Raw genomic sequence first — 6,234 nt, forward strand, 5'->3', positions numbered from 1 at the left:
TCCACCGGCGTCGCAATGCGCCACAATGCAGTTGTCTATCTCTGCTAGGAAAGGAGCCAGCCCATGACAGTTAAAACAGTTGGATTGGATCTGGCCAAGGACGTGTTCCAGGTTCACGGGATTTCCACCGCCGGCCGCAAGATTTTCAACAAAAAAGATCAAACGCGCGAAACTGCTTGCATTTTTCGAGGCTCTTCCGCGCTGTGTTGTGGGCATGGAAGCCTGCGGCTCTGCCCATTACTGGGGCCGGGAGCTCAGCCGACTGGGTCATGATGTCCGTCTGATGCCGGCGGCCTATGTCAAACCCTATGTAAAGCGCGGCAAGACCGACGCGGCTGACGCCGAGGCGATTTGCGAAGCTGTCCGCTGACCAACAATGCGCTTCGTTGAACTGAAATCCGAAGATCAGCAGGCAATCCTGGCGCTGCACCGCACCCGGGATCTCGCGGTCCGGCAGCGCACGCAGCTGGCGAATATGATCCGCAGCCTTCTGCGCGAATTCGGCCATGTGCTGCGGAGCGGGATCGAGGCTGTGACCGCCTTTGCCAAACGCCACCTTGAAGGGGAACGGCCCGGCATGCCCGATCTGGCAAGCAGCATTCTGGGCACGGTCTGCTATCAGTTCCTTGGAGTTCACGAGCGCGTTGAAGGCTATTCAAAGATGATCGAAAAGCATGCGCTGATGGATGCCGGTGCCCGGCGCCTGATGCGCATGCCCGGCGTCGGCCCGATCACCGCTTCCGCCATAGTAGCAACCATCGGCGATGCAAAGCAATTCAGGACCGGCCGCGATCTTGCAGCCTGGCTGGGCCTGACCCCGCTCAACAAGTCCAGCGGCGGAAAAGAGAAGCTCGGCAAGATCACCAAGAAGGGCGATAGATACATCCGCAAGCTCCTGATCACCAGCATGACGTCCCGCGCGCTGATGGGCAGGAAGCACCCGGAGCGCATCGATATATGGAGCGCCAGGATCCTTGCCGAGAAACCGTTCCGATTGGCGACAGTCGCGATGGCCAAAAAAGCGCCCGGATCATCTGGGCAATGCTGACGAAACAACAGGAATACCGGCAGCCGGCCGCCTGACCAGGCCGCCTGCCCAGAGATGCAAGACGCTTGATGTGATGATGCGGACTTAAGTCAACCAAGATCGAGGAAACTCCGGCGAAGGTCGCGGCCCTTCGAGGTCGTTTAGCCGATAGGAACCTTGCTTGCGGAACTCATCAAGGCCAGCAGCCCTCAACACTGGCTGCGTAAATAGGCCGGACACGAGACGGTACTGACTGACCGCCGCGATCACTGCAGAAAACGCTTGCAATGCAGGCGCCACCCACACAGGTCCTTCGCAATCAAAACAGATGCTGCGACGCGGCCTTTCATGGGAGGCATTCGCTGCAACTGTACAAACAGGGGTTGCGGCAAAGTCGGCACATCGGACATAGCGACCGTTCCTGCCGCGAGGAGAGTGGCCGCAGGCAACCCTTGGAGCCCCCGGAAACCAATTTGTTTTCCAAAGAGGTGAGGTTGTCGAACGTAACTGCCAGTTCGCGGTGACCCCCAAGGCCTTTCTAGCCTAAGTCGGAAGGTTAGGGAGCTGCGCTTCCTCAGGGCTTGGTTCCAGGCTGGCCATTTCCTGGTCTTGTAATTGGTTGGTGTCTACTCATGCTTTTAGGTTTCTACGCTAGCTTCACAGGCTGAATCTACGTTGGCATTTGGAAGGCGAAGCCTGGCACTATTGCCAGACACCTCATTCAGCTCCGTTTACAGGCACCAGTATCGGGCAGTTTGTGCAGGCGCGGCTGTCGCACAGGCGGCAGGTCCGCAGCTTGTGGGTGTCGTCTCCGGCAGCAGCTTGCAGCAGTTTTTCAAGCAGCCGGGCCAGGTCCCTTTGCTCGTCATCAGACAGGCCGCCGGTCACTGCCTCCAGTGCCGCCAGCCGCTCGCGCAGTATGTTCTCCCGTGAGGCTTGGCCGGCTTCTGTGAGATAAAGCGCAACGCTGCGCTTGTCGTGCTCCGCCGCCTGGCGTCTGACGAGACCGTCCTCGGCCAGCCTGTCGATCAGGCGCACTGTGCCCGTATGGGTGAGATCCAATAGCCGGCTCAGGGCGTCGTTCGACAAACCTGGCTGATGGCCCAGAGCGCAAAGCGCCGCAGGCCCTTCTCCGGAGCGGTGGAACTGCCTCGCCAAAACCGTCTTCAGCTCATCGTGCAGGCAGAGCACCGCCGCCCCCAGCAAATTCGCAGTCCGTCGTGATTCATCTGTCATACGGCAAATATGTGACTCGCACACTTGAATTGGAAGAGACCATTTATATATGTGACTCACACACATTTAAGGAAAAGCGCAATGACCATCGACCTTCAGACCAGTGAGCCAGCATCGCAGCACACCGCGCCAGGCCGTGATACGGGGCTGATCGCAGTCGCTGCCAAAGAGACCTTCGAAGGAACCTGGCCGTTTCAAGCCCGCTTCAGTTCCGCCTCCGGCTATCCGATGCACTATGTCGATGAGGGCAGCGGCCCGGAGACGCTGCTGCTGCTGCATGGCGAACCGACCTGGAGCTACCTTTACCGTGCTCAAATTGCTGAATGGTCCCGTGATGCCCGTGTGCTTGCCCTTGACCATATGGGATTTGGCAAAAGCGCCACCCCGCAAGACCGCAGCTATTGGCTGCAGGATCATATCGACAATGCGGAACGCTTTGTTCTGGAGCAGGATCTCCGGGATGTGACCCTCGTCATGCATGATTTCGGCGGTCCGGTTGGCATGGGCCTTGCCATCCGGCACCCGGACCGGATCAAACGGATCGTTTCGGTCAATGGCCCGACGCCCCTCGGGCAGCCCGATCTATTGGACCGCTTGATTGCCAATGCCGGCGCTGCACCCTGGTTCCAGTGGATCATGCAGGCCGAGGAAAAAGGCACCCTGGAAGCGGTGCTCGGCCACCTTGACTACAACATCCTATCGACCCTCAAGCTGAATGGCTTTGTCCGCAATGAGCTGATCACCGATACTTGGCTGAACGCCTACCGGGCGCCGTTTCCCGCGCCTGAATTTGCTGCGGGCGCAATCGGCTGGGCCAAGGGTTTTGCCACCGGCAAACATGCATTTGAGGAGCCTAGTGACGCCATAAAATCCGAGCTGGCAAAGAAACCGGCGATCGCCATCTGGGGCGAAGCCGACAGGACGCTGCAGGCAGAGCAGTTTCTGCCCCTGTTCCAGCAGGCGTTCCCGGACGGCCAGGTCAGGGTCTTGCCCGGAACCGGCCACTACAGCCCGGAAGACGCGCCGCAGCTGATATCCGGCCTGGTGTCAAAGTTCATCGCGGCCAGCTGAACTGCGGGCAGTTTCCCGGCATGGCTGTGCATCTGCGCCGCCCCCGGCGCGGATGCATGAGGCGCAAGAACATGCGGGGGCAGCCCAGGCGCATTGCGCGCAGCAATGCCCGCTGCCCACTGGTCTGCTATCAACAAAGAAACCTTCTTGGACAAGGAGCTCAGAATGCAACGCAAGACGACAGAAGACCCGCAGGACGAGCTCCAGCTATTGCGCGATGCTGACGCCAGGGCCGAGCGCTACATTGCCCGCGTGGGGGAGATGCCAGTTTTTCCCGACGCCGCCGCCCGGCAGCATCTTGCACGGTTTGATGAGCCATTGCCGGACTCCTGGATGGATGCAACCGAAACGCTGGCACTGCTGGACGAGGCCGGTTCGCCGGCGACGGCTGTGTCAAACGGCCCCCGGTACTTCGGCTTTGTGATCGGTGCAACGCTGCCGGTCGCCGCCGCCGCGCAGCGTCTGGCGTCGGCCTGGGATCAATGCGCCTCCTCCCATGTAAACTCGCCGGTGGCGGACAAGATTGAGAAAGTTGCGGCGAAATGGCTGTTGGAGATCCTGGACCTGCCCCGCGAAAGCGGTGTGGCTTTCGGAACCTCGGCAACCGCAAGCACGCTTGTCTGCCTGAGCGTCGCGCGGCGCGAACTGCTGAAAAAATGCGGTTGGGATTTTGATGCCATGGGTTTGCAGGGGGCGCCGGAAATCAAGGTTGTCGTTTCCGAGCTGGCGCATATCACCGTTCTTAAAGCTTTAAGAATACTGGGCTTCGGCCAGGCCCGGCTGATCAAGGCGCCGGTCGACAGCGCCGGCCGCATAGACCCGGCCCGGCTTCCTGCTCTGGATGGGCAGACCATTCTTTGCCTGCAGGCCGGCGAGGTGAATACGGGCAGCTTTGACCCCTTCTTTCCGCTGATCGAAAAAGCGAAACAGGCCGGCGCATGGGTGCATGTCGACGGGGCCTTTGGGTTGTGGGCGCGCGCGGCCCCGGCAAGGCGCAGCCTGACCAGCGGCATCGAGGGCGCGGACAGCTGGACCACTGACGGCCACAAATGGCTCAATACCCCGTATGACGGCGCGGCGGGCATCTGCCGCGACCGGGAGGCGATGGCGGCAGCGATGAACAGCGACGCCGCCTATTCCACCGCCTCGGCCGAGAGCCAGAAGAGCCTGGGCATCGAGTTTTCCCGGAGCGCCCGCGGCGTGCCGGTCTGGGCGGTGCTGCGCACGCTTGGCCGCGCCGGCGTTGCCGACCTGATCGAACAGCACTGCAGCATGGCGGCCCGTATCGCCAAGGCTCTTCCCGGTCTTGGGTTTGAGCTGCTGTGCGAGCCCGCGTTGAACCAGGTTCTGTTCCGCTATGGCAGTGTTGCGCAGACCCAGGAGGTTCAGCAGCTGGTGGAGCGCTCCGGGAAAGCGTGGTTCGGCAGCACCGTCTGGAACGGCGAACCGGCCCTGCGGATCAGCGTATCGTCCTGGCGCACAAGCGATCAGGATATCGATATTCTGCTGAACACGCTGCAGGCAGCCCGCGACAGTTTGGACCGTACAAGCCAGTGAAGCCGCCAAATGCCAACTGATTTTTGTGGCGGCTAAGCCGGGCAAGCCCCCGTTACCACTGCTGTATTTGGCCCCAGCTTCAAACATTTCATCAAGGCCAAACTCGACACTGGCGAGTTTACCGTTGGCCGTGGCATGAAGGACTGCAACGTATCGAAATCTTTTGTCTACAAATGGCGTGCAAATGTGAAAGGCTGCCGCTTTTCGAACGAAGCTTTCCAAGCGGAAAGCGTTTTCTCTGAAGTCCTCCACACCGAGGACGTCCAGATGAACAACGGCGAATGTTTCCGTGAAAAACGGATCTGCCTGTCCATCAGCAGCACCTCGCTTTCCCTGCCATCCAGCTATCCCGTTGACGATCTAGTCAAGATTATCTTGGCGCTGGAGGCCCGGCCGCGATTTCACCTGCGGGGACCTTCAAAATGTATGTTCAACGAGGCCTGTGGATTTTCGTAAGTGAATGGATGGGCTGGCGGTCATGGTCATGAATGAGCTCGACCTGGATCCATTTAAAGGAGCGATCTTCGTTTTCCGTTACAAGCGGGCGGACCGAAAAAAATTGATCGTCTGGGATGGAACGGTCCTCTTGCTCGTGTACAAACGTATCGAGGGCAGTGGCTTCGTCTGGCCGAAGGTACAGGATAGCATAGTCACCCTGCGCAAAGCTCAACTTGAGGCTTTGTTCGAGGGTTTGGATTGGAAGCGGATAGTGGCAGCCAGACACACAAAGCCAACTGTTGTCTGATCCGGCGCCATGGGGAGGTATCTTCACATGGATGACCGCGATTTAGCACATAGTCCGAATGCGCAGCTGCGGCTGATCATGGATGCTTACGCGACCGGATCTCCCCAGGAAATTGACGCTGCGTTGTTCCGCGTTACGGATGTCCGCTGTCTCAAGAAAACAGGGCTGCAGGATCTATTTGGAGCCGACGAGGAAGCGGACGGTGACGATTAGCCGCTTTCATACTGGATGGCCCCCAGGCTGCGCCCGGCCTTCAGCATCCGCGCAACCGCATGTTGCCTGAGAGCGCAGGATGTCAGCTCTTTTTGCGCCCTGCCAGCGGCCCGCTTGCACTCGCCTGTTGCTGGGCGCACGCGCACCGCAAATTCCTGGATGTTCATAAGGCGGCGAAGTCAGGCCAGGCGATGCAGGTCATTGAGCTGATCAACGCCATGTATGAAATCGAGCGCAGACTTAAGTCTCAACCAGCCTCTGCAAGGTGCGCCGATCCGCTACAGCGCGAGTTGTCTTCACCTGCTTCCGTAGTGCTTCCAGTCTTGAAGGATGCCCGAACGCGAGAATCGCCCCATAGGGCGCCAAAGTATTGATGTTGTTTTAG

7 protein-coding genes and 1 pseudogene are annotated in these 6,234 nt (G+C 59.5%); 7 read left to right on the plus strand and 1 reads right to left on the minus strand.

Translation table 11 applies throughout. The features are described from left to right. Positions 1–63: 63 nt before the first annotated feature. Positions 64–1,083: pseudogene (locus AC58NV_RS22795) on the plus strand (IS110 family RNA-guided transposase). A gap of 661 nt (positions 1,084–1,744) precedes the next feature. On the opposite strand, the gene AC58NV_RS22800 reads toward AC58NV_RS22795, so the two are convergent. Next, complete coding sequence (locus AC58NV_RS22800; RefSeq protein WP_497229198.1) at positions 1,745–2,263, minus strand: MarR family winged helix-turn-helix transcriptional regulator; 519 nt, start codon at positions 2,261–2,263, stop codon at positions 1,745–1,747. Between the two features lie 81 nt (positions 2,264–2,344). Here AC58NV_RS22800 and AC58NV_RS22805 point away from each other — a divergent pair, with 81 nt between their 5' ends. The 6 genes from AC58NV_RS22805 (at position 2,345) to AC58NV_RS22830 (ending at position 6,223) form a co-directional block, all read left to right on the plus strand. After that, entirely contained in the window at positions 2,345–3,334 is a 990-nt protein-coding gene (locus tag AC58NV_RS22805; protein ID WP_497229199.1) for an alpha/beta fold hydrolase, read from the plus strand. A 165-nt stretch (positions 3,335–3,499) separates the two neighbouring features. After that, positions 3,500–4,891 (plus strand): pyridoxal phosphate-dependent decarboxylase family protein, encoded by a 1,392-nt coding sequence (locus tag AC58NV_RS22810; protein ID WP_497229200.1) that lies wholly within the window; start codon positions 3,500–3,502, stop codon positions 4,889–4,891. Between the two features lie 135 nt (positions 4,892–5,026). Beyond that, a complete protein-coding gene (locus tag AC58NV_RS22815; protein WP_497229201.1) occupies positions 5,027–5,347 on the plus strand; it encodes a hypothetical protein in 321 nt (106 codons plus the stop codon). Positions 5,348–5,351: 4 nt separating this feature from the next. After that, positions 5,352–5,636 (plus strand): IS66 family insertion sequence element accessory protein TnpB, encoded by a 285-nt coding sequence (gene tnpB, locus AC58NV_RS22820; RefSeq protein WP_497229202.1) that lies wholly within the window; start codon positions 5,352–5,354, stop codon positions 5,634–5,636. Between the two features lie 27 nt (positions 5,637–5,663). Next, positions 5,664–5,849 (plus strand): hypothetical protein, encoded by a 186-nt coding sequence (locus AC58NV_RS22825; RefSeq protein ID WP_497229203.1) that lies wholly within the window; start codon positions 5,664–5,666, stop codon positions 5,847–5,849. A gap of 59 nt (positions 5,850–5,908) precedes the next feature. Continuing rightward, on the plus strand, positions 5,909–6,223 hold the full coding sequence (locus AC58NV_RS22830; RefSeq protein WP_497229204.1) for an IS66 family transposase: 315 nt from the start codon (positions 5,909–5,911) through the stop codon (positions 6,221–6,223). The last annotated feature ends 11 nt before the right edge of the window (positions 6,224–6,234 follow it).

The organism is Leisingera sp. ANG49 (assembly GCF_059694505.1).

Bases quoted from the DNA above. Each gene is read 5' to 3' on its own strand.
- AC58NV_RS22825 (WP_497229203.1), top strand. From the start codon at position 5,664: ATGGATGACCGCGATTTAGCACATAGTCCGAATGCGCAGCTGCGGCTG.
- AC58NV_RS22830 (WP_497229204.1), top strand. From the start codon at position 5,909: ATGTTGCCTGAGAGCGCAGGATGTCAGCTCTTTTTGCGCCCTGCCAGC.
- AC58NV_RS22805 (WP_497229199.1), top strand. From the start codon at position 2,345: ATGACCATCGACCTTCAGACCAGTGAGCCAGCATCGCAGCACACCGCG.
- AC58NV_RS22815 (WP_497229201.1), top strand. From the start codon at position 5,027: ATGAAGGACTGCAACGTATCGAAATCTTTTGTCTACAAATGGCGTGCA.
- AC58NV_RS22800 (WP_497229198.1), bottom strand. From the start codon at position 2,263: ATGACAGATGAATCACGACGGACTGCGAATTTGCTGGGGGCGGCGGTG.
- AC58NV_RS22810 (WP_497229200.1), top strand. From the start codon at position 3,500: ATGCAACGCAAGACGACAGAAGACCCGCAGGACGAGCTCCAGCTATTG.
- tnpB (WP_497229202.1), top strand. From the start codon at position 5,352: ATGGATGGGCTGGCGGTCATGGTCATGAATGAGCTCGACCTGGATCCA.